Source organism: Ruminococcus sp. Marseille-P328 (genome assembly GCF_964249465.1).
Classification (GTDB): Bacteria; Bacillota; Clostridia; order Lachnospirales; family Lachnospiraceae; genus Blautia_A; species Blautia_A faecis.
The window spans coordinates 100388-123008 of sequence record NZ_CAXUBQ010000012.1; the positions used below are offsets into that span (position 1 = coordinate 100388).

Below are 22621 nucleotides of genomic sequence, written 5' to 3' on the forward strand. Positions count from 1 at the left end.
TATACACAATTTCGGTTCCACGTCTATAGTTTTTATGTTTTTTTCACATTTGCGGGATAGAAATCCCCTTAAATTCCGCCCCTTCCGGATTTGTCACGAATTTCATCACCTTTCCGGTTATCGGATGGAAAAAGGTGAGGCTTGCAGCGCACAGAGCCAGGCTGCCTGCCCCGATGGTCACATTCGTTCCGGCACCATATTTCCGGTCACCAGCCAAAGGCATTCCTGCATGAGCCATCTGAACCCGAATCTGGTGATGACGGCCTGTATCCAGATGAATTCGAAGCAGCCATTTTTTCTTTCCGGAAATTGCATCCACAGCTTCACCGAGAACCTCATAGGAAAGTCTGGCTTTCTTCGCACCAGGAGTGTGCGCATTTACCACGGAAGAAGTATTGGATTTTCCATCTTTTTTCAGATAATCCTCCAGAACTTTTTCTTTTTTCCCAGCCTCGGCCTGCTTTCCATATGTTACTGCCAGATAAATTTTTTCCATCTTTCCAGCTGTAATCTGTGCACTTAACGATTTCGCAGCCTCAGGTGTCTTCCCAAATACAAGAATACCTTCTACCGGCTGATCCAGCCTGTGGATTACTGCCAGATATGGAATCCTTCTCCCACCACCGTCTTGCATTGCCAGATAATTTTTCAGGCTGCTCTCCAGATCCATGGCACCGATTCTTGCATTCTGTACCGCAATTCCCGCTGGCTTACGGCAAACTATAATTTCTTTATCTTCGAAAAGAATGTAGTCCTCTATTTTCCCACTAAACATCGTCTGCTTCCCTCATAGTTTCCAATTTTCTCTGCTCATTATAGCGGATTAAAGCCTGATTTACAAGCTCACACTTTCTATTCCGGTATGCTTTATGCTGCATATCGGTTCCTGTTCACTTCGTATCCAATACATCATCCCGCTTTTTTGTCTCTCACAGCATGGAAAAGGACGGTCATCATTTTACTTATATTTCAAATGATGACCGTCCTAAAATTCTTCAGTATTCAATGGTCTTTTCCTCGTTTTTCAAATTGATTTACAATTTAATATTTACGTGGTCTTTATTCAGTTGTTCTATATTCAGTTTTAAGTTTTTATTTAAAATATCTTATCTTATTTCCTGCTCATAAACGATATGATGTTTATCATTCGGTTTATTTAGAAGTTTGATAGATTGAAATTATAATTCACGTTTTATAATTTCTTCTGCAGAAATATCGGATATACTTCTCAGGCTCTGAATCATTATCATAAACAATTTCAAACTTAATTCGGTTAAATCCAAAACCACTTACTGGTTCATATGCTCTCTTATATGTATTATACAAAAAAGTTTGAGCGGAAGTTCCTGATCTATTTCTGACTGGAATATCAATTATGATATTCTTCTAATGCAAAGTTTCGATTCATATTCTAAAGGTTCAATAGGAATCTCAAGATATCCTGCTTATCTGTGATAAGGGGTTATATCCTCTGGAGAAATGTTTCTTTACACAAGTTCCAGATCTTTGTATTAGTGGTGGACAGTTATTCAATATAAGTAATCGCTTCTATTTACCTTGGATACGTTTATAAGTATCAGCTGAATCAAGTGATACTTTATTTTCTATTTACACGGTTCTCGTATCAGGTCTTCTTGCAGGAAATGCGATTCCTGTCTCTCTTATATTGATTAGAAAGATTTTATGTTCCCATTGGAATCACTAAGCTCCTTTCTTTATGAAGTTGTTTTTCTTTTCTTTTGATGAGCTTATATTACCATCTCTGATCTTATTTGTCAATACTTTTTCGTGTATTTTTTGTTTTATTTCTGTTTTATTTTGGCGTTTCACGTTGTATTTCTGTGTTTTTTACTAATTATTATAATTATTCAGAATATTTGTTTATATAACAAGAAAGGCTCCTTTTTGCAAAAGTCTAAATGGGTGTTTAAAAAAGGCTTTCTGCAAGATATACGTCATGATTTGTGGGAGATTTTGTCCGGTTGAGGGTATCATAGCGGGCTACGACAACCGAATTCGGGAAAAATATACCGCAAAGTGGGACGTGCAGATTGCGGAAATGCTTTTTTAAACACGTTCTAGCCTATGTAGAAACACATTGAGCGATATTTGCCTTTTCGTTGCAGTGTGATCATACCATGTAGAACTTTTTATGTAACAGGAAATTCTGATAAAAAGGCAGGTCGCTCTCAAAAAGAATGACCTGCCTCATAACATTTTATTTTCTATTGTAGTTGATCAGACAGCCTTTCAGGATGATTTCCCGCTCATCATCTGTCAGTTCTCCAAGTGTTACAGTAAATGGAACCAGTCCGCTCTCTTTTACCACATAGCCGGTAATGCAGTCGGCTTTCTCTTCCACAGCCTTGCGGATTTCCGGGAAGAACAGGTAATCACCGTTTACAAACGGAAGATCACCGGCCGGGATCAGGAATGGAAGCATTCCCCAGTTAATCAGGTTGGAACGGTAACGTTTGGTAGCGTATTCGTTGGCAATGTTTGCCCACCCGCCAAGTACTTTCTGACAGGAAGCAGCCTGCTCACGGGCAGAACCATCTCCGGGCTTCACTGCGAAAATAGTACTTCCAACGCCAAGATTGCCTTTGCCAGCTTCCGGATACTCTTTGTTCACCGCTTCCATAACCGGCTTCAGCTCTGGCAGTGCATCCAGCGGACATTCGCCGTTCTCAATGGCATGCTCTGCTTTCTGAACCTCTTTTGCCCGTCCAACATAAGCCGGATCCTTTCTGGAAAGAGTAAACTCAGCCAGTCCAAGAGGATTGGAACGGTAGGAGGAAGTCTCACCAGACGGGATCAGCTCGTCGGTAGTAGTTACCGGATCGTGAATTTCGGAAACAACCTTCAGAACCAGATTCTCTGCAAGTGCCGGCATCTTCGGCCAGTCTTTGATGTTCGGTCCAAACTGGATCTCAACAGACGGATCAGCCACGCCTTTGCTGTCAAATACACGGTTATCGTAAATCGTTTTATCAAAGAAATATTTCTGTCCTCTGTACTCTCCTGTGAAATTCTCAGCAGAGGTAAGGAATCCCTTGTTTGCAGCTGTAGCAGCGATAGAACGGGCATCCATAAGTGCGACAGAAGAAATCTGACCATTCTGGATCTTGGAGCCTTCACGGTTTGGGAAGTTTCTGGTGGTATGGCGGATACTGAAAGCATTGTTTGCCGGAGTATCTCCAGCGCCGAAGCATGGACCGCAGAATGCCGTTTTCACAACAGCACCTGTCTCAAGAAGATCTGCCAGAACTCCATTCTTAGCCAGCTCCATATAAATCGGAGTACTTGCCGGATATACGCTTAAAGTAAAGGCATCTGCACCGATGCTGGTTCCGCGGAGAATATCCGCTGCAGCACAGATATTCTCAAATCCACCGCCTGCACATCCTGCAATGATTCCCTGGTCAACGTAAAGCTTTCCGTCTACAACCTTATTACGGAGAGTATAAGGAACCTTGCCGTCCAGACTTACCAGAGCTTTTTTCTCAACATCGGCAAGGATGTCATCCAGATTTGCATTCAGTTCATCAATTGTATAAGTATTGCTTGGATGGAACGGCATAGCGATCATTGGCTTGATCTCGCCAAGGTCAATCTCCACACAGCCGTCATAGTAAGCCACATCTCCCGGTTTCAGCTCTTTATAGCTCTGGGCTCTTCCATGGATCTCGTAAAACTCCTGAATCTTCTCATCTGTCTGCCAGATGGAGGAAAGGCAGGTAGTCTCAGTAGTCATAACATCGATTCCAATACGGAAATCAGCACTTAAATTAGCTACGCCAGGACCTACGAACTCCATTACTTTATTCTTCACATAACCATTTGCAAATACTTTACCAATGATAGCAAGAGCAACGTCCTGCGGTCCTACGCCCGGACGTGGGCTTCCTTTCAGATAAATAGCAACAACTCCTGGCATATTGATATCATATGTCTGGGAAAGAAGCTGCTTCACAAGCTCCGGTCCCCCCTCTCCCATAGCCATAGTTCCAAGAGCGCCATAACGGGTATGGCTGTCTGAGCCAAGAATCATCTTGCCGCACTCAGCAAGCATTTCGCGGGCAAACTGATGGATAACTGCCTGATGTGGCGGAACATAGACACCGCCGTATTTTTTCGCACAGGTAAGACCAAACATATGGTCATCCTCATTAATAGTACCGCCAACTGCACAGAGGGAGTTGTGACAGTTGGTCAGAACATACGGTACCGGAAAACGCTCCAGTCCGGAAGCACGTGCAGTCTGGATAATTCCTACAAAAGTAATATCATGGGATGTCAGTTTATCAAATTTAATCTGAAGCTTGTCCATATTACCGGAAGTATTATGGACTTTTAAAATAGAATAGGCAATGGTATTTCTTGCTGCATCTTCTCTGGAAACAGGAAGCTGGGCTTCAGCTGCCGGAATGATTTCCTTTCCATTCTGCAGATACACGCCAGTATCATATAATTTCATAATAAAGCTCCTCCTCATCTTGAGAGATTTATAAGTAACAAATATTATGCAGCTGTTCACCAGCAACATTCTGAGAGGTATTTTTTGTGAACAGCAGCAACATTATCGTTAATTATAGTAGATTTCTCCGAAAGGGTCAAGCAAAAACACTTTAGCGTGCTAAAAAGCTTTTTCTGCCAAAAATGGTCTGTAATTTTGCTCCACATTTCTGTTGCAACTTTTTCAAATCAGTGATAAGGTAGAATCTACCAACACTGAAATAATGGGAGGTGTTCTAAGATGTTTCGCCTTTGGGGAAGAATCTGGAAAGATAACCATATGCTGAAGGATACCGTGATCTGTGATGACCGCCAGGAGACCAGAACGCACAAGGTTTTTCACTGTCTGGAGCAGATCTGTTATGAGCTGGATCTGGGAAATCCGATCTGGCTGGATACTACGGTGCGGGATTTTAAGAAGCACAGTAAAACACGTTTTTATCAGGATAATTTTATTGAACAGATTGACTTTGATTACCTGGAAATACAGGTAATAGAGGAAGATGGAGGAGAATGATGAAAAAGACAAAAATGTTTATGCTGGTTCTCACCAGCGCAGTACTTGCCCTTACTCCGGTAACTGCAAACGCAGCTGAAGCTGCACCTTCTCAGGTAACGGAAACTGTTATTGCCACCCCTACTCCGACGCCCAAAAAGCCACAGAAAAAAGGCTGGGTGAAGACCAAATCCGGAATCAGAAGATACTATCGAAAAGGAAAACGCCTCACCGGTTTCCAGAAGATTGGCAAGAATTATTTCTATTTCAGTGCCAAGGGAACCCTATTAAAAAATACTACTGTTAATAAAGGTTACAGGGGATTTACTTACTACATCGACAATAAAAGTCATGTAATCGGCAGAAAAAAGGGTTCTACCTACTATACTGCCAGCGGAAAGAGAATGACTCAGGTTCAGATTGCCAACCTCCGCTCCAAGCAGATTGCAGCAGAGATCACCAATTCCAGCATGTCCAAATCCCAGAAGCTTCAGACATGCTTCAACTGGGTGATCAAGGGCTATTATAATATCTGGCGTGATTTTGACCAGGGCGGCAAGGACTGGCCGGCTACTTTTGCAAATGACCATTTTCTCCATCACAACGGGGACTGCGTTTCTGACGCTGGCGCATTTGCTTACCTCGCCAAGGCAATCGGATACAAGAATGTTTATGTATGTGCCGACGCTGTGCAGAGCAACAACAATGCCCACGCATGGTGCGAGATCAACGGGTATGTTTATGACCCGCTTTTCGCAGAGGCAAAGAGTTACAGCAAGTATTACGGTGCAACCTATGGTTCTTATGGACTTTACCCGGTTTTGAAATATAAGATTTCATAAATGGTTAATATTCGCTGTACTGGCTGCAGTAACTAAGTTCAGACAAAATATATGCGGCGCACAGATTACAAAAGCTCCCGGATCCGCTACAGGATTCCGAGAGCTTTTTTGGCAAGCTGGTCAGCCATATCGTTGTATTTGTCGTTGGAGTGTCCTTTTACTTTTACAAAATGGACTTTTACTTTCTTCACGGCTTCCCGGTAAAAGGCCTGATACGCAATTGTTCCGGGTTTGGTAGCTTTCCAGGCACCGGTGCACCATTTGGCAATGCCTTCATAATCATGGTAAATGGTGATTTCCGGAATATTATGATCCACAGCATACTGCATTGCCACTTCGGAGCCTTTGATTTCTCCTGCTACATTATGCATCAGTGCCAGCTCTTTGTCTGTCATTTTTTCGCAGAATGTGTGCTCTTCTCCATCCTTCAGGATGACCATTCCGTAGGAAAATTCGCCGGTGTCAGAGCGGTAACTGCCATCTACGTAGGCAATCACCTGGTCTGACGCAGGTTTTTCTGCCCTAGAAAGTGTATCCGGGATGCCCTCTGCACTCACACCGGCAAATGCCTGTGCCTCTTCCATAGTGGGAAAGCTCTTAAATTCTGCTCCCGAAAATCCCGTGACCTGTTTCTGACACTCTGCCCAGGTCATAAATACACCTGTTTTTCTGCCTGTTCTTACTGCATAGTATTTCTTTGCCATGTAGTCTCCCTTCTGTATCAGACATTCTCAAACACTTTTTCTTTAATTATAACGAAACTGTTTCTTATCTTCAATAATAGATTAGAGCATGTCCACAACACACTCTAATCTATCCCTGGCCCGAAACTTTAATATACCCTGTTTGTCCTGTCGTCACGTTGGAACCGCTGAATGTTTTTCACCACTTCATCCACTACGCGGAATCTGGTCTCTTTCGCAGCCCATGCAATATGCGGAGTAATGATCAGTTTATTGCTGTCCTGGATCTTAAGAAGCGGATTCTCCGGATTCATTGGCTCTTTGCAAAGAACATCAAGGCCTGCACCTGCAATGGAGCCTTCGGTAAGAGCTGTATACAAATCTGGCTCATTTACAATGGCGCCTCGCGCAAGATTCAGGAAAATAGCGGATTTCTTCATCTTGCGGAATTTTTCCAGTGTCATCAGATTCTCCGTGTACCCGTTCAGCGGTGCATGGACGGAAAGAATATCAGAGCGGGAAAGAAGCTCATCCAGGCTTACCTGTTCATATTCTGTATTGTATTTCTTCCCGGAAGCGGAATAGCAGATAATATGGCAGCCAAATGCCTTGGCAATCTGCGCCACCCTGTTTCCAATTGCGCCAAGACCGATAATTCCCCAGGTTTTTCCATCCAGCTCGAAGAAATTCTGTCCGAAATGGGAGAAACAGGTTCCTCTTGCATATTCTCCGGATTTTACGTAATTGTCGTAATAATTCATTTTTTCCAGAATATAGAAAAGAAGAGCGAAGGTATGCTGTGCCACTCCGTTTGTAGAGTATCCGGCAACATTGTAAGCTGCAATTCCCCTCTTTTTCAGATAGTCTCCATTCAGGTTGTTAAAGCCTGTTGCGGTCAGGCAGACCAGCTTCAGGTTCTGTGCTTTTCCAATGGTAGACTCGCAGATTGGAACCTTGTTGGCCACGATCACATCTGCGTCTTTTGTCTTTTCTTCCATTTCATCTGCTGTTGTACTTCGATATATTACTACTTCGCCCAGTGCCTCAAATGGAGTAAATACCATATCCTGTCCCAGGCTGTCTGCTTCCAGAATTACAATTTTCATAATGTGCTCCTCGCTTTCTTCTGTGCTCACTTATATAGTCGTGCGTTTCCTCATCTGTTTTATAAAATACCGTTTTCTCCGGGAAAATGCAATCCCAAACTATAAAATGTACAATAAGTGTTACTATCCTGTTATTATTCACTGGTGATGTTCTGCGAGGTGTTTTTTGTGAACAAAGTTCACAGAACCCCCGAGAATTAAGTTTGCGCAGCGTGTTGCTGTAAATGGGGAAAACAATAATCCCCAAAATACAAGAGCGCAAGGCTGATAGTGCTTGCGCCCTCATCTACCATTCTGTAATTGTCAAGCCATAAATTCCCGGATAATTTCCCTCATAATCTTCTCTTCCTCAGGAGTCAGCATCTTACTGAAATGACTTCCGGAAGCAGCTGTCTGCTTGATGCTACTGGTAATCTTATCCACGATTTCTTCCTGTAAAACAGGGTCCGCTTTTTTCGCGGCTGGAATCTCTTCTGTCCAGCTTCTCATCTGCTCCACATAATCTGCCAACGTATCCATCACCAGCTCTTCTTTGTAAGAAAAATCCAACGCCTGACGTAAAAGCAATAACACCACCGGTACAGTGGCGCCCACATACAGATAAGTCAGAGGAAGTCCCTCTTCTATCCTTAACGTCTTGGAAAAATAGATGGCACAGCCAAGAATCACAGTGGACAAAAGTGCCGGATACCACACCAGCCGATTCATTCTGTGAAGAAGCCTGTCCCGTGTTTTCCAAAGTCTCAGCCATTTTTCCTTCAGGCTGATCCGCTGACTGCTGCCTGCTCCTTGGGTGTTTTTCGTGCCTGTGTTTTTGCTTCCGGTACTTTTCAGCATTCTTCTGTAGGTGAGGTTTGTCGTCAGCATTCCAATTGCTCCAAGGGTCCCAAGGGCCGCCATACTGTAGAGCAATATCTGCAGATCCATAATTTTCTCCAGCATAATGTCCTCCCATGCTTTCTTTCAAATTGGGAAACTGTTCAATATCTTTGCACCGCAGTTCTCTTTTTTTGTATGAACCTGATTTCAAAAAATACCTGGCGGAACATTGCCAATAAACAGTAACCTTTTACGAACATTATACCGCTGTCCTGTTCTGTATGAAACATAAATCGTTCGTCAAATTCTCGGTGAATCCCGCTTATCCTGTGGTTTCTCTGCATATTTTCCTATTTTATGATCACTTATATAAAGACTTTCCGCAATATATCAATTAGTTTTTGATTTATTGCGGAATAAGTATGATATATTGCGGAATAGCATTGATTTTTCGCGCTATAAGTCAAATATATCGCGGAAATAAATGTAAATGCCCCTTAAACAGATTCTGATTATATCTACAGAGTCTGCTTAAAGGGCAATACATTATCTTCCCTACATTTCCTGCAATGCAGCTACCACTTTCTCAAATTGCATAAAGTGAGACGCCTTTACCAAAATGGTATCACCGGTCTGCACATAATCAGACAGATGGGACAAAAGGCTGTCACGGTCCGGTTCTTCTATAACGATAAGCTCCGGGTTCTTTCTCGCCATCTTCGCAATGTTTGCGGAAAGAGGGCCGGTGCAGATGCAAACGTCAATTCCACACTGGGCTGCATGCTCGCCTACCTCTGCGTGAAGCTGAACTTCATTCTCTCCAAGCTCTCCCATGTCGCCTAAGATTGCCACTCTTCTGCCAGCACCATCTTTCAGCACATCCAGTGATGCTTTCATGGACATTGGGTTGGCATTATAACAATCGTCTACGATAAGGAAACGGTCTGTCTCGATCATGTGGAATCTGCCGCTGATGGCTTCCAGAGTCTCAATTCCATGACGGATCTGCTCCAGCGTCAGTCCGTAAATACGACCAACTGCAGTTGCTGCCAGGGCATTGTATACCATATGACGGCCAGGCATTGGGATGTCCGTTGTAAAAGACTCCTCACCTACGTGAATGCGGCAGGTCATGCCTTTCAACCCTCTGCTCACGATCTCATCCGCATAAATATCCTTATCTGACTCCATACCGAAGAATACAGGCTTAATTCCTTCATATTCTTTCACAGTGCAAAGCTTATCATCGTCACCGTTTAATACAATATGTCCATCTTTTTTCAGATATTTAAAAATTTCGGTTTTCGCTTTCAACACACCGTCTCTGTCACCCAGGTTCTCCAGATGGCAGGTGCCAATATTCGTGATCACACAGGTATCGGGTCTTGCAATCTTCGCAAGTCGGGTCATCTCACCAAAATCGCTGATTCCCATTTCCAGAACTGCGATCTCATCCTCGTCACGAAGGCGGAATACGGTGAGTGGAAGACCTAACTCATTGTTAAAGTTTCCCTGTGTTTTCAGGGTACGGTATTTCTCTTTCAGGACAGAGGCAATTACCTCTTTTGTACTTGTTTTTCCCACACTTCCGGTAATTCCAACAACCGGAATCTGAAGCTGCTGCAGGTAAAATTCTGCAATGTCCTTTACAGCCTGAAGGGAAGATTCTACCTTGATATATGGGAAATCAGCATTCTCCAGGATTCTCTCAGATAAGGTAGCAAGCGCACCTGCCTCCATCACCTGGGGAATAAATTTATGGGCATCTACACGTTCGCCTACGATGGGAACAAATAAGGTTCCGGCCTCTGCTTTCCGGCTGTCTGTTGTAATAGAGGAAACCTCCTGCTCCAGCTTGTCAGACGGTCCGGAATAAACACCGCCGCAGACCTTGGTCAGGTTTTCCAGGGTAATATTTTTCATTTTATTTAATCCTTTTTATATGTAATATAAATATTCGGTATATTATTCGTACTTCTTTAAAGAAATCCGGATCAGTTCCTCGCAAAGCGTCGGATAATCCATTCCCAGTACCTTCGCCTCCTGAGGAATCAGACTGGTAGGAGTCATTCCCGGAAGGGTATTTGCTTCCAGACAGTACATATCTCCGTTCTCTTTCATCATGAAATCCAGACGGCTGTAGCCAGTAAGTCCCAGTGCTTTCGCTGCCTTCACTGCATTCTCCTGCATTTTTGCTGTGAGCTCCGGAGAAATCTCAGCCGGGCAGGTCTCTACAGTAGAGCCAGCCTGGTATTTATTCTTATAATCATAGAAGCCCTGGATCGGTGCAATTTCAATAATCGGATATGCTTTGTCATCTACAACTGCAACAGAAAATTCACGGCCTTTGATATACTCCTCCACAACAATATCCGCGCCATACTGGCATGCATCTGTAAGAGCCTCTTCGTATTCTTTCTGATCATTTACAATATAAACACCTACGCTGGAACCGCCGCAGCTTGTTTTTACAACTACCGGGAATTCCAGTCCATGCTTAGCAATGTCTTTCTCCAGATTGTCTCTTGTCATGGTAAATCCGCCTGGGGTAGGAACATGGTTCATCAGGAAAACTTCCTTGGTGATACGCTTATCCATTGCCATGGCGCTGCTGAGATAACCGGTTCCTGTATAACGGATTCCCATCAAGTCAAATGCAGCCTGCACCTTGCCATCCTCACCATTTGCGCCGTGAAGTCCAAGGAACACAATGTCACATTTTTCACAAAGTTCCAGAACATTTGGTCCGAAAAAGCTTCTGCGTTTTTTCTCCATCTCCTTGATCTGCGGATTGAAGCTGCTCATATACTCTGCTGCTTTTTCCACATCATATTCAGCCGGGAAAGGATTCTCCCAGTCTACATTCTCAACTCCACAGAAAATATCTACAAGTATTGCCTCATGACCTTTCTGGCGCAGTGCACCGCAGATTCCGGTACCGGATACAATGGAAATCTCTCTCTCCGTACTGGTTCCTCCAGCCAAAACTACTATCTTCATAATCTTATATCTCCTTTTTTGTTCGTAAACGTAACTGTTCAGTTCCTTCACAGTTACACGCTTTGCCATGCACAGAAATCATGCATTCGCATGATTTCGCGCTGATTTTCCGTGGGGCGTGCAGATTGCGGAAATGATTTTTCAAACAGACTCTAGTTTTCCCAAAACACCTCGCGGAATATTCTCTACTGAATAGTTACTCATACACAACCACCGGCATGCCAACCTCAATATTTGCATAAATCTCGGCCGCCTTGTCATATGGAACATTTACACATCCATGGGAGCCTTCCCACAGATAAAGATTTCCTCCAAACTCAGACCGCCAGGAAGCGTCGTGAATTCCCACATTTCCTGCAAAAGGCATCCAGTAAGTCACATTTGCCTCGTAATCCTCTCCTGTAAGCACAGCCGGAGATTCCTTGGCATCCAGTGCATAACAGCCTGTAGGAGTGCCACAGCCTTCTATATCCGGATTTCCGCTTACAATGGGTGTGTCCACGATCGGAGTTCCCTTCTGGTAAAAAACAAGACGCTGGTTTGTCAGATCTATCTCCACGTAGGTGGAACCAATATCATTGGTTCCGCGACTATAGCCTGAATACAGATAAACAGGCTCACGCACCTGCGTAACACCGCTTTCGATAGCAGCGATCAGCGCTTTTACTTCTTCGTCCTGATCGATCACCCAGCCGTAATCGCCGCCTTTAATTTCCACCTGGCGATTATCATAAGTCAGAAATGTCCTGGTCTGTCCCATGGTATCATATTTCAGCCCAAGGTCTGCCACATACTGCCGCACCAGGTTTTCATCCAGGATCACATTGCCAGCCTCATCATAACCGAACCAGTTCTTGATCAGGGTACGGTCCACAGTCTCAGTACGATCAGCAAAGTCATAAGTTATGATTACCTTGACAAGCTGGTTCATTTTTTCACAATTGGCTTTCAGCTGTTCATCTGTGCTGTATACCGAAGGCTTCCGGTAGCAGCTCTCGTTCTCCAGATTTACAGAAGTTTTTCCCCGGAGCATGGCTGCGGAAATCACTTCCTCCGTCTTAGTGCGATCCAGAGCATTTCCCATTACTTCCGGAATGATTTCAAAAGTATCTCCGGTATCCTGGATCTGGGCATCCACAGGCTGGACTACATTCTCTGGCTGCATGCATTTCAGATTATCAACAGCCTGCCCCATGAGCTCCACATTATAGCTGAGGGATTCTGAAATATCATAATTCTTATCCTGGTTAAAAGCAAGAAACCAGGTAAAACGGTCCTGATCTTTGATCAACTGCTTCACAATTCCAGTAGACACATAGGAAAGCCCCACATCCTGGGCAGAAATTGCTTCCTGACCGTTTTTCATGGTCTCCACAGCAAGAACATAAGCGCCTACACGCTGGTTCAGAAGGTCCTCGGTATCTTCTGAAGCCATATAGGAACAATTAAAGCCATTTACCATAGATCCTGGAAGAAAATGACTGGAAAAGTAGTACACGCCATATCCATAGGCTCCTGCTGTAAGAAGCAGCAGCAAAACCACAAGTAAAATAACAATCGTTCTTCCTGCGCCTGCTTTTTCCTTATTTTTTGCCATAAATTCCTCCCTGCTTATGATGAATTCTTATTGCCTTTACACGACCACATCTTCTGTTTAACCTTATGTAGGAAATAAACTCCATAGTCGGCATTTATTTCTATCTTCCAAATGCAGACGGGTAAAGACAATAAAAAGCAGATGATTACTGTTCACAGATAACAGTAGATTACTCTGCCTCTTTTTATATGCCAGATCAGGTACTCTTCCTGATCTGGCATGGTTACATTCTATGCGCAAATTTCCGATTTCAGAGCCTGTTTGAAAATAGCGGCTCACCTTTTACGGAAAGGTTACCGTTCACAGCAACACGCTTTTAGCCGAGAAGTTTTTCTACACTGACAAGTTTCACACAAAGTACGAATACCTGTGCTGCTTTGCCAAGATCCTCAAGTGTAGGGAAGGATGGTGCAATACGGATGTTGGAGTCTTTCGGATCCTTGCCGTATGGATAAGTAGCACCTGCGCCAGTAAGGATAACACCAGCCTCTTTTGCTCTGGCTACAATTGCCTTTGCACAGCCATCCAGGGAATCAAAAGAGATGAAATATCCGCCGTGTGGCTTTGTCCACTCACCGATTCCAAGTCCGGAAAGTTCTTTGTCAAGCGTATCCAGAACCAGCTCGAATTTCGGGCGGAGGATATCTGCGTGTTTTCTCATGTGGGCGTGAAGTCCGTCAAGATCCTTGAAAAATCTTACGTGACGGAGCTGGTTCAGTTTATCATGACCGATGGTCTGAACCTGCATATATTTGCGGAAATCATCCAGGTTTGCCTTGGAAGCTGCAACGGCAGCAATTCCGGAGCCTGGGAAGCTTACCTTGGAAGTGGATGTAAATTTATAAACAAGATCAGGGTTACCAGCTTTTGCACACTCACCAAGAATCTCAACCAGGAAATCCTGATTATCATCATAGAGATGATGAATGCTGTATGCATTATCCCAGTAAATACGGAAGTCAGGTGCTGCCGGTTTCAGTCTTGCAAAACGCTCTACGGTTTCTTTGGAGTAAGTGTAACCCTGTGGGTTGGAGTATTTCGGAACACACCAGATTCCCTTGATTGCTGCATCTTCACTTACCAGCTTCTCTACCATGTCCATATCCGGTCCCTGTGGAGTCATCGGAACATTGATCATCTCGATTCCGAAAAATTCGGTGATCTTGAAGTGACGGTCATAACCTGGTACCGGACAGAGGAATTTCACCTTGTCAAGCTTGCACCATGGAGTATTTCCCATTACACCCTGAGTCATGGAACGTGCGATACTGTCGAACATAACGTTCAGGCTTGAATTTCCATATATGATAATGTGTTCCGGATCTACCTCAGACATTTCTCCAAGAAGACGCTTGGCTTCCGGAATACCGTCGATCACACCGTAGTTACGGCAATCTACTCCAGTCTCGCATTTCAGATCTGAATCGCCCTTCAGAACGTCCATCATTTCCATAGAAAGTTCCAGCTGTGCATTGCTTGGCTTTCCTCTTGACATATCAAGGGCAAGTCCCTGTGCCTTGATCTCTTCAAATTCTTTGTCCAGCTCTTTTTTCAGTGCCAGAAGCTCTTCATGATTCATTTCGGTATATTTTTTCATAAATTCCTCCTTCGGCAATTGCCTGTTTGGTGTATCCTCCTCGTATATCTTTTCCATTTTAGTATGCTAAATTGTCGGTTGTCAAGTGTTTGGCTCTATTTTATATAAAATCCCTCTTAAACCGGTTACTGTTCACTTCGTTCACAGTAACACGCTTCGCGATGCACAGAAATCATGCTTTGCATGATTTCGCGCCGCAACTCTCGGGTTTTCTGTGAACTTTGTTCACAAAAAACACTTCGCGGAATGTTACCAGTGAACAGTAACTTAAACCGCTTCCCATCTTCCAGAAGCACCGCATGGCAATACCAGCCCATTTGACTTCACCGGAAGACCAATTTCCTGGGAATCTACATGTCCCTTATACTTCTTCATCTCTGTTGCCAGCATATAAGTAAGTACAGCCGGAGCAAGTCCGGTGGTGTAGGAATTGATCAGGAAAAACAGGGGATCATCGCTGAGAATCTTTGTGCAAAGCTTCACCAGGGGATGAATGGCATCCTCAATTTTCCAGATCTCGCCTTTTGGTCCTCTTCCATAGGACGGAGGATCCATGATAATTGCGTCATAGTGATTCCCCCGGCGGATTTCACGCTCTACAAACTTCACGCAGTCATCTACCAGCCAGCGGATTGGTGCATCAGCAAGACCACTTGCTGCCGCATTCTCTTTCGCCCAGGTAACCATTCCCTTAGAGGCATCTACGTGTGTAACGGATGCACCTGCGGCTGCCGCCGCAAGAGTTGCACCACCTGTATAAGCAAACAGATTCAGAACCTTGATCGGTCTGCCAGCCTTGCGGATCTTGTCTCCAAACCAGTCCCAGTTTGCTGCCTGCTCCGGGAAAAGACCGGTGTGCTTGAAGCTGAATGGTTTCAGATGGAACGTAAGATTCTTGTAATGAAGATCCCACTGCTGGGGCAGATCAAAGAACTCCCATTCACCGCCTCCCTTGGAGCTGCGGTGATAGTGTGCGTTCATCTTGCGCCATCCTGGCTCTGTCTTCGGTGTATCCCAGATTACCTGCGGATCCGGACGGACAAGGAGATATTTCCCCCATCTCTCCAGTTTCTCGCCGCAGGAAGTATCAATTACTTCGTATTCTTTCCAGCCATTTGCTATCCACATTTTATTTTTACCTCATTTTCTATTATTTCGCACAAAAGTCCTAAATGTCATCCATGAATCATATCTGTATAAGTAAAATCATGAATCATTTATAGCACGAATGCGGACAACCCCTGGGAATCGCCACAAACGCAATGTAACTGACTTTCATTTCGCCTAATATCAAAGAACAAATTTATGATAGCAGAAAACTGTACCCACGTCAATTTTGTTCATCTTCTTCCCTGAAAAAGTGCCCAAAAATCTGCCTCACTTTTTTCGGATTTTTCCCATTGAACCACATATTTTTTCGCACTATAATCACATTAAAAAGGAGCGTGATTCAAATGTCAGAAAAGACTACCGATAATAAACTTCCTTACACCTGTACCTCCGCCTACGACCGCAACGCCTGCAAGGGCTGCGTCTGTTCCACCTGCTATGAACAGGAATTCTGCGACAGGTGCAGCAGCTGCGAAAATCAGTCGAAGCGCAAGGAGCGCTGCAATGCTTATGAGGGTGCATACAATTATTAGTCCTCTGTTTTTTTCTCCTCATGCACAAAAAAGTCTGAGTACAGATGCCGTTTCAAGCGACATACTATACTCAGACTTTATTATGAAATCATTCTTTCTGCATATTCCTGCAGCAAACTATCAGCATCTGGCTTTTTCTGCCTTTTCCTTCTGTCTCTCATCCCACAGCTGATCTGCTCTCTCTTTCCAGCAGGCTGCATATTTATCACATTTGCCGCAAAGATGCTCTGCACTCTCCGGTGACTGAAGATCAGTGGATTTCGCGCCGGTCTCTGCAACTAATTTACGCAGGATCTCCGGATTCTCCAGCATTGGACATGGACGAAGCATGTTCTCGTTGAAAGGCTGGTTATCATGATAAGCCTGGAAAATCGGGCTCTTCAGTGCGTCCAGAAGAGAAGTATCTTTGATATTGCAGTTTGAATAATGGATGAATACACAAGGCTCCACATCACCATTTGCATTAATATGCAGATAATGTCTTCCACCTGCAATACATCCATGTACAAATTCAGCATCATTCTGGAAATCCAGCGTAAAGATTGCTTTTGTGCTTCTGAATTTACGAATTGCATGATACATTTCTTCTCGCTGGTCCGGTGTAAGAAGAAGCTCCGGTGAAGCATCATTTCCAACTGGCATGTAATGGAAGAACCATGCAAATAATGCACCACAGTCAATCAGCTTGTCAAAATATTCCTCACTGCTTACACTGTCTACGTTCATGCCTGTATAGCAGGTGGAAACTCCAAATGGAAGACCTCTGTCCTTCAACAGTTTCATTGCATGCATAACCTTCTGATAGATTCCCTCTCCACGGCGTCCGTCGTTGGCTTCCTCGGAACCTTCCAGACTGAATGCCGGAACGAAGTTCTTTACTCTTAAGATTTCATCACAGAATTCCTCATCGAAAAGTGTCCCGTTTGAGAAGGAAAGGAACTCACAATCCGGATGCATCTCACAAAGTTTAATAAGATCCTTCTTACGTACAGTAGGTTCACCACCGGTATAAATATACATGTAAACACCAAGCTCTTTACCCTGTCTGATAATGGAGTCAATGGTCTCCAGATCCAGGTTCAGCTTGTGACCATACTCTGCTGCCCAGCATCCTGTGCAATGCAGATTACAGGCACTTGTAGGATCCAGAAGGATTGCCCACGGAACATTGCAATTGTTCTGTGCAGCAACCTCTTCCTGTCTTGCACTTCCCTTTAAGCTGGCATTTACAATAAAGTTCTGGAAAAATACTTTTCGAACACCTGGATCCAGCTGATACAGGTTCATGATCAGCTTATACCAGTTGCTGTCTGTGTCCTGGATTGCATTACGAATGGCATCTCTCTGACCTTTATACCAGTCCTGCGGAGTGAATTTATCTACCAGCTCCATCAGCTTCGGAATGTTTGTCTCCGGATCCTTTTCCAGATATTCTAATGCTTTTGTTACAGCACCTTCCATAGCGGCCTGTTTTGCTTTATCAATCAGTTTCATAATGCTCCTCCTTTAAATTTCTCTGAATTCATCTTCCCAGACTACATTTTCATTCTCACGGATTTTCACAGTGTATACTACCACGCAAAGCTTCAGTATTCCCTCCAGCAGAAATGCCACGCCTGTAAAAATCACAGTCAGCTTTGCACCTCCTGCCGGATCAACAAGAAGAAGCATTCCAAATATTCCGGTTGCTACTGCAATAAGCAAAACTGCCCACCAGAGCTTCAAACCGAATTTTTTCGCTTCCACTGACATTTGGATCCGAAGCAATGCATCGGTCAGAATCACAAGACCGAAAATCACGAAAATCAGTCTTAGTATGGCTTCCCTTCTCACCAGAATCAGAATTCCAACTGCAATCATGAGAATTCCAAAGCCAAGGTCAAATTGAAAAGCCAGACAGTAAAAATCTCTGGAAAAATATCCGATTATTTTTATAATTCCATCTGCAATAAACAGAATTCCTGCAAGAACACAAATTATTTTCACGGCTTTTTCCGGAACAGCCATCAAAAAAATTCCCAAAGCACAGAAAACAACTGCTATCACTATATATCCATTTCGTGCTATTTTCAAAGTTCCTGACGAATTCATTCTGATTCTCCTTTCTGCTTTTCATGGATTTATTATAGTAAGATAAATTTCAAAAAGGAACGGACAAAAAAAGGACTGTGTCTGAAATTCAGACACAATCCCATATTTGCCTAAAAGCTTACCGCATTTCCATTTTCCGAGGAAAAAAGCAGATTTACAAATTCCCTATACGATTTTCAGATAAACAGGTTTGGTTCCTGCCGCCTTTTCCAATGTTTTCTCAAAAGTATTTTCATAGAGTTCACGCAGCTTCTCTGCATATTCTGTCAGATCATAAGACATCCTGTGATCCATCCAGTCCAGAATCACTCCGATCATTACACATTTATAAAAATGCATGAGCACCTTCATATCTTCTTTTTCCATAATTTCTTCTTTAAAATTATGTACGATATACTGCTTTATAACATACTGGCACATTTTATCCAGTGCACTGGTAAACGTTTCTCTCTGCACGGAACAGTAAATATGGAGCATGGCCTTCTTGTTCTCTCCGATCAGCTTCACCAGTACCTCAAGGCATTCCAGCATAGAATCCACTTCCACCGGATGTTCAAAAGCGTTGTCTACTTCCCGAAGAAGAGCTGATTCCACAACATCAGAAATATCGCGGAAATGATAATAGAAAGTATTCCGGTTCACACCGCAGCGCTCCACAATATCCTTCACTGTAATTTTCGCAAGAGGTTTCTCATTAAGCAGTTCAAACAAAGTCCTGATAATAATTTCTTTCGTAAAACCAGACATTTTCTCACCTGTCATCTTGAAATGAAACCGGACAAAAGCCTAATCGGCTATGTTTCCAGCTTGTTAAGTTATTATCACAGATTATGCCACAAACCAATTTAAAATGCAAGGACAACGCGCCCTTGCATTTACATTAATTTCCCTTGTTTTGATAAATCATCAATTTCTGGAACTGATTCATTTCTTCGGATACGTCCCGGACAGCTCCATAAAACATCTTATGTCCATCCTGTTCTCTCAGGAAAAATGCTTTGATATTTATCCATATATACTGACCGTCTTCTCTTCTGCGGCGCACAGTTCCCTCTGCACCTTCAGCCAGTCTCTGGAAAGACCGCTGGAAAATATTCTGCATTTTTTTCCTGTCTTCCGGGTGTATTGCCTCCATGACCTGAACATTCTCTGCCAGATCCACAGGATCCTGTCCAACCAGCAGACAGTATTTATCATTTACCTGCAGCAATTCCACATTGTCACAATATACATCATAAATGGCAATTGGCCCAAGAATATTATTCAGTATGCTGTCACTTGCCAGCTCAGACTGAAACAGATCCTTGAAACGCACATGCTCAATTTTTCGTGCCTGAATCCCCCGGTAATCCACATTATTCTCGTCATTGAGAAGTATTTTTATTTCTTCGACTGGAAGAGGCTTGTAGAAGAAATAGCCCTGACCATAAATACAGCCCATATTCAGCAGATAGTTGATCTGGTCTTCCGTCTCAACTCCCTCTGCAATCATGCGAAGTCCCATAATATTTGCCATTCTGGTAACAGCCTCAAGAATTCCCATTCCCTTGTCCATGGTATTCTCATCCATTTTCAGAAACTTCATGTCAATCTTCAGAACGTCTACATTTACATCCTTCAGCATATTCAAAGAAGAATATCCGCTTCCAAAATCATCCATCAGAACGGTAAAGCCTGCATTTCGCAGTGCCTCTGCCACACCGGTGATCACCTTATATTCTTCTACATAAGCACTTTCTGTAATCTCCAGCTCTACATATTCCGGCGGAAGCCCATATTTGCGAACCAGATTTTTAAAATGCTCTACTACATCAATTGCATAAATATCCACACTGGATACATTGACAGAAATAGGAATTACCTTGTGTCCGCTTTTTATCCAGTCCTGCAGCGTCTGGCAAACCTGCTCCCACACCTTCATGTCCAGTTCTGTGATCAGTCCGTTACTCTCCATAACCGGAATAAAATATCCAGGTGCCACAATTCCCTTCTCAGGATGCTTCCAGCGCACCAGAGATTCCAGTCCGACGATCTTACCTGTGTTCAGATTACATTTCGGCTGAAGATAGTAGATAAACTCATCTCTTTCCAGACCGGCCTGCACTTCAGCAAGGAGCACATGATTATTCTCCAGGCGTGTCTTCATATCTGAGCTGTAATAAGCACAGCGTACAGCATAATTTCCCTTTACTGTCTCCTGCGCAAGAATTGCCCGGTCATACATCTGTGAAGCACTGAGACTGATATCATCAATTACATAAAAACCAAAAGCAGGAAGGAATCCGGTATGTCCACCGTATGCACGCACAAATCCGGTAATACGGCATTTCAGATTTTCGAGAACTTTTTCATCATTTGGAAGAACAATTACAAAGTCATCCCCACCCATATATCCGGCAATCCCGCCAAATTCCTGACGCATTTTATTAAGATGCGCCCCGATTTCTCTCAGGAGCTTGTCTCCTGCCACCTGACCATACCATTCGTTAAAAAGCTTAAAATGTTCAATATCAATGGCTACCAGACAGTATTTCCCTGCCGCAGTTTCATTTACTCTGAGAAAAGTTTCTGTCTGTGTAAAAAAAGGATTTCTGGCAAATAAGCCTGTAAGCTTATTCTTCTCAGTCTTGCCCGGGTTTCTCCGCTCCATAATCTCCTTCTTCATATTTACAAAACGGCAAAGATTATCCATATCTTCCTCGTAAATATCCTTTGCCAAAATCACATGACAGTTCCTTGCTCCCGGCCACTCGACCTCTCCGGCATTGATTTTCAGCCATTTTCCCTGATCTTCATTATAGAATAAATCTGTCTTCCGGTTCGGATGTGCCAACGGGCAATTACGACAGGGCTTCTCTCTTCCCCGAAACTTCTCATAACAGATCTCGCCAGGCTCAAAATTCGAAAACTGTTTCGCCAGTGCTTTACTCATATACTGAATTCGATATGACTCATCTACTATGTATGTAATTGTCTCAGTTCTCTTCTCCTGTCTCATACGCGTCCTTTTCCATTTCTGAATGTAAATCCAAAGATTAAAACTATTAAAAATATTATAAGCTATTCCTTTTCAATACGCAACATGTCAACTCGCGAAAGTTTTTCTGTTTTTTTTTAGGCATAATGACACATATTACAATAAAGCTAAGAAATGCTCCCGCCAGAAAACAATAGAATCTATTGGCTGGCTGAATGAATTGGAAAAACAGTATGATGACCCTATTGCTCACTTTCAAAAAAGAGTGGAGCAGCTAAAAGCTGACAAAAGCCGACAATATTGTTGCATTTAGCGTGGCTTTCTTTTACACTCATATTTATCGGACAAGTACGTTTTTATACGGTGCAGTGTATCCATAAGCTTACGTACAATATTTTCATAAGAATATCTTAAGATTTTACCCCTTTCATCTTAAATTTTGTCTGATACCTTATATATTACAGGGGAGGTGAAAAAGAAAATGGCAACAATTCTTGTATGTGATGATGATAAAGATATTGTAGAAGCCATCAGCATTTATCTGGAACAGGAAGGTCACCAGATTCTAAAGGCTTACGATGGACAACAGGCACTTTTGATTTTACAGAAAAATGAGGTGGATCTGTTGATCATCGACGTTATGATGCCGAAGCTGGATGGCATCAGGGCAACTTTGAAAATCAGGGAGGAGCATTCTCTCCCTATTATTATTCTTTCAGCAAAGTCCGAGGATGCAGATAAAATTCTTGGATTGAATGTTGGAGCTGACGATTACGTAACCAAGCCCTTTAGTCCTTTAGAGCTGATTGCCAGGGTTCGTTCCCAGCTTCGAAGATATACCCAGCTGGGTGCAGCAGTTTCCTGTGAAAGTCAGCATATTTATACAACCGGCGGGCTGACGGTGAATGACGATCAGAAAGAAGTTCAGGTGGATGGCGAAGCCCTGAAGCTTACGCCAATTGAATATAATATTCTGCTTCTTCTCATAAAGAATCAGGGCCGGGTATTTTCCATCAATCAAATTTATGAAAATATCTGGAATGAAGAAGCAATTGCGGCAGATAACACAATTGCCGTGCATATCCGGCATATCCGGGAAAAGATTGAGATCAATCCCAAGGAGCCCAGGTATTTAAAAGTTGTCTGGGGACTTGGGTATAAAATTGAAAAGCTTTGATTAAAAGTATTTGAAAGATTCGCTATTGAATATGCCAAATGGCGTTACCAATACGATAAGCAGCACATTATCAAGAAA

General features: G+C 43.3%; 19 protein-coding genes and 1 pseudogene. 6 read left to right on the top strand and 14 right to left on the bottom strand.

What is annotated here, in order from left to right; translation table 11 throughout:
• Window positions 1-43: 43 nt before the first annotated feature.
• Window positions 44-775 (bottom strand): RluA family pseudouridine synthase, encoded by a 732-nt coding sequence (locus tag ACESTK_RS10265; RefSeq protein WP_118582110.1) that lies wholly within the window; start codon window positions 773-775, stop codon window positions 44-46.
• Between the two features lie 1110 nt (window positions 776-1885).
• Here ACESTK_RS10265 and ACESTK_RS10270 point away from each other — a divergent pair.
• Window positions 1886-2071, top strand: a complete 186-nt coding sequence (locus ACESTK_RS10270; protein ID WP_373119700.1) for a DUF6783 domain-containing protein — start codon at window positions 1886-1888, stop codon at window positions 2069-2071.
• Window positions 2072-2218: 147 nt separating this feature from the next.
• On the opposite strand, the gene ACESTK_RS10275 is transcribed toward ACESTK_RS10270, so the two are convergent.
• Window positions 2219-4477, bottom strand: coding sequence for a hydratase (locus ACESTK_RS10275; protein WP_373119690.1), 2259 nt, complete (start codon window positions 4475-4477; stop codon window positions 2219-2221).
• A gap of 279 nt (window positions 4478-4756) precedes the next feature.
• On the opposite strand from ACESTK_RS10275, the gene ACESTK_RS10280 reads away from it, so the two are divergent.
• Both ACESTK_RS10280 and ACESTK_RS10285 read left to right on the top strand, forming a co-directional pair.
• Entirely contained in the window at window positions 4757-5032 is a 276-nt protein-coding gene (locus ACESTK_RS10280; protein WP_118582107.1) for a hypothetical protein, read from the top strand.
• Complete coding sequence (locus ACESTK_RS10285; protein WP_118582104.1) at window positions 5029-5853, top strand: transglutaminase-like domain-containing protein; 825 nt, start codon at window positions 5029-5031, stop codon at window positions 5851-5853. The genes ACESTK_RS10280 and ACESTK_RS10285 overlap by 4 nt, the downstream gene beginning before the upstream one ends.
• A gap of 86 nt (window positions 5854-5939) precedes the next feature.
• On the opposite strand, the gene ACESTK_RS10290 is transcribed toward ACESTK_RS10285, so the two are convergent.
• The 5 genes from ACESTK_RS10290 to ACESTK_RS10310 all read right to left on the bottom strand — a co-directional run bounded on the left by ACESTK_RS10290 (window position 5940) and on the right by ACESTK_RS10310 (window position 11461).
• Window positions 5940-6557, bottom strand: a complete 618-nt coding sequence (locus ACESTK_RS10290) for a viroplasmin family protein (protein ID WP_173773547.1) — start codon at window positions 6555-6557, stop codon at window positions 5940-5942.
• A gap of 128 nt (window positions 6558-6685) precedes the next feature.
• Window positions 6686-7642 (bottom strand): D-2-hydroxyacid dehydrogenase, encoded by a 957-nt coding sequence (locus ACESTK_RS10295; protein WP_173773548.1) that lies wholly within the window; start codon window positions 7640-7642, stop codon window positions 6686-6688.
• A 303-nt stretch (window positions 7643-7945) separates the two neighbouring features.
• Window positions 7946-8584, bottom strand: coding sequence for a hypothetical protein (locus ACESTK_RS10300; protein ID WP_173716849.1), 639 nt, complete (start codon window positions 8582-8584; stop codon window positions 7946-7948).
• Between the two features lie 432 nt (window positions 8585-9016).
• On the bottom strand, window positions 9017-10384 hold the full coding sequence (gene murF, locus ACESTK_RS10305; protein ID WP_173770096.1) for a UDP-N-acetylmuramoyl-tripeptide--D-alanyl-D-alanine ligase: 1368 nt from the start codon (window positions 10382-10384) through the stop codon (window positions 9017-9019).
• A 42-nt stretch (window positions 10385-10426) separates the two neighbouring features.
• A complete protein-coding gene (locus ACESTK_RS10310) occupies window positions 10427-11461 on the bottom strand; it encodes a D-alanine--D-alanine ligase (RefSeq protein WP_173770095.1) in 1035 nt (344 codons plus the stop codon).
• Window positions 11462-11573: 112 nt separating this feature from the next.
• On the opposite strand from ACESTK_RS10310, the pseudogene ACESTK_RS10315 reads away from it, so the two are divergent.
• Window positions 11574-11657 (top strand): annotated as a pseudogene (locus tag ACESTK_RS10315) (DUF6783 domain-containing protein); the annotation flags it as partial.
• Here ACESTK_RS10315 and ACESTK_RS10320 read toward each other — a convergent pair.
• From ACESTK_RS10320 to ACESTK_RS10330, 3 genes are all read right to left on the bottom strand, one after another.
• Window positions 11658-13058: a peptidoglycan binding domain-containing protein gene (locus tag ACESTK_RS10320; protein WP_373119692.1), complete on the bottom strand. Its 1401-nt coding sequence runs from the start codon at window positions 13056-13058 to the stop codon at window positions 11658-11660.
• Window positions 13059-13374: 316 nt separating this feature from the next.
• Window positions 13375-14655: an aminotransferase gene (locus ACESTK_RS10325; protein ID WP_173716845.1), complete on the bottom strand. Its 1281-nt coding sequence runs from the start codon at window positions 14653-14655 to the stop codon at window positions 13375-13377.
• Between the two features lie 267 nt (window positions 14656-14922).
• On the bottom strand, window positions 14923-15783 hold the full coding sequence (locus ACESTK_RS10330) for a class I SAM-dependent methyltransferase (RefSeq protein WP_173773551.1): 861 nt from the start codon (window positions 15781-15783) through the stop codon (window positions 14923-14925).
• A gap of 326 nt (window positions 15784-16109) precedes the next feature.
• Here ACESTK_RS10330 and ACESTK_RS10335 point away from each other — a divergent pair, with 326 nt between their 5' ends.
• Window positions 16110-16298 carry a hypothetical protein gene (locus tag ACESTK_RS10335; protein ID WP_118582078.1) on the top strand — a complete coding sequence of 63 codons (189 nt, stop codon included), beginning with the start codon at window positions 16110-16112 and terminating at the stop codon, window positions 16296-16298.
• A 120-nt stretch (window positions 16299-16418) separates the two neighbouring features.
• Here ACESTK_RS10335 and ACESTK_RS10340 read toward each other — a convergent pair whose 3' ends face one another.
• The 4 genes from ACESTK_RS10340 to ACESTK_RS10355 all read right to left on the bottom strand — a co-directional run bounded on the left by ACESTK_RS10340 (window position 16419) and on the right by ACESTK_RS10355 (window position 21387).
• Complete coding sequence (locus ACESTK_RS10340) at window positions 16419-17792, bottom strand: radical SAM protein (protein WP_118582075.1); 1374 nt, start codon at window positions 17790-17792, stop codon at window positions 16419-16421.
• A 12-nt stretch (window positions 17793-17804) separates the two neighbouring features.
• Window positions 17805-18389: an HdeD family acid-resistance protein gene (locus ACESTK_RS10345; RefSeq protein WP_118582072.1), complete on the bottom strand. Its 585-nt coding sequence runs from the start codon at window positions 18387-18389 to the stop codon at window positions 17805-17807.
• A gap of 165 nt (window positions 18390-18554) precedes the next feature.
• On the bottom strand, window positions 18555-19136 hold the full coding sequence (locus ACESTK_RS10350) for a TetR/AcrR family transcriptional regulator (protein WP_173770092.1): 582 nt from the start codon (window positions 19134-19136) through the stop codon (window positions 18555-18557).
• Between the two features lie 133 nt (window positions 19137-19269).
• Window positions 19270-21387 (bottom strand): EAL domain-containing protein, encoded by a 2118-nt coding sequence (locus ACESTK_RS10355; protein WP_204452547.1) that lies wholly within the window; start codon window positions 21385-21387, stop codon window positions 19270-19272.
• 460 nt (window positions 21388-21847) lie between these two features.
• Here ACESTK_RS10355 and ACESTK_RS10360 point away from each other — a divergent pair, with 460 nt between their 5' ends.
• Window positions 21848-22543 carry a response regulator transcription factor gene (locus ACESTK_RS10360; protein WP_373119696.1) on the top strand — a complete coding sequence of 232 codons (696 nt, stop codon included), beginning with the start codon at window positions 21848-21850 and terminating at the stop codon, window positions 22541-22543.
• The last annotated feature ends 78 nt before the right edge of the window (window positions 22544-22621 follow it).

Excerpts from the sequence above, each read along its gene's own strand:
- ACESTK_RS10265 (WP_118582110.1), bottom strand. The coding sequence starts at position 775 with ATGTTTAGTGGGAAAATAGAGGACTACATTCTTTTCGAAGATAAAGAA.
- ACESTK_RS10275 (WP_373119690.1), bottom strand. The coding sequence starts at position 4,477 with ATGAAATTATATGATACTGGCGTGTATCTGCAGAATGGAAAGGAAATC.
- ACESTK_RS10280 (WP_118582107.1), top strand. The coding sequence starts at position 4,757 with ATGTTTCGCCTTTGGGGAAGAATCTGGAAAGATAACCATATGCTGAAG.
- ACESTK_RS10285 (WP_118582104.1), top strand. The coding sequence starts at position 5,029 with ATGATGAAAAAGACAAAAATGTTTATGCTGGTTCTCACCAGCGCAGTA.
- ACESTK_RS10290 (WP_173773547.1), bottom strand. The coding sequence starts at position 6,557 with ATGGCAAAGAAATACTATGCAGTAAGAACAGGCAGAAAAACAGGTGTA.
- ACESTK_RS10295 (WP_173773548.1), bottom strand. The coding sequence starts at position 7,642 with ATGAAAATTGTAATTCTGGAAGCAGACAGCCTGGGACAGGATATGGTA.
- ACESTK_RS10300 (WP_173716849.1), bottom strand. The coding sequence starts at position 8,584 with ATGCTGGAGAAAATTATGGATCTGCAGATATTGCTCTACAGTATGGCG.
- murF (WP_173770096.1), bottom strand. The coding sequence starts at position 10,384 with ATGAAAAATATTACCCTGGAAAACCTGACCAAGGTCTGCGGCGGTGTT.
- ACESTK_RS10310 (WP_173770095.1), bottom strand. The coding sequence starts at position 11,461 with ATGAAGATAGTAGTTTTGGCTGGAGGAACCAGTACGGAGAGAGAGATT.
- ACESTK_RS10320 (WP_373119692.1), bottom strand. The coding sequence starts at position 13,058 with ATGGCAAAAAATAAGGAAAAAGCAGGCGCAGGAAGAACGATTGTTATT.
- ACESTK_RS10325 (WP_173716845.1), bottom strand. The coding sequence starts at position 14,655 with ATGAAAAAATATACCGAAATGAATCATGAAGAGCTTCTGGCACTGAAA.
- ACESTK_RS10330 (WP_173773551.1), bottom strand. The coding sequence starts at position 15,783 with ATGTGGATAGCAAATGGCTGGAAAGAATACGAAGTAATTGATACTTCC.
- ACESTK_RS10335 (WP_118582078.1), top strand. The coding sequence starts at position 16,110 with ATGTCAGAAAAGACTACCGATAATAAACTTCCTTACACCTGTACCTCC.
- ACESTK_RS10340 (WP_118582075.1), bottom strand. The coding sequence starts at position 17,792 with ATGAAACTGATTGATAAAGCAAAACAGGCCGCTATGGAAGGTGCTGTA.
- ACESTK_RS10345 (WP_118582072.1), bottom strand. The coding sequence starts at position 18,389 with ATGAATTCGTCAGGAACTTTGAAAATAGCACGAAATGGATATATAGTG.
- ACESTK_RS10350 (WP_173770092.1), bottom strand. The coding sequence starts at position 19,136 with ATGTCTGGTTTTACGAAAGAAATTATTATCAGGACTTTGTTTGAACTG.
- ACESTK_RS10355 (WP_204452547.1), bottom strand. The coding sequence starts at position 21,387 with ATGAGACAGGAGAAGAGAACTGAGACAATTACATACATAGTAGATGAG.
- ACESTK_RS10360 (WP_373119696.1), top strand. The coding sequence starts at position 21,848 with ATGGCAACAATTCTTGTATGTGATGATGATAAAGATATTGTAGAAGCC.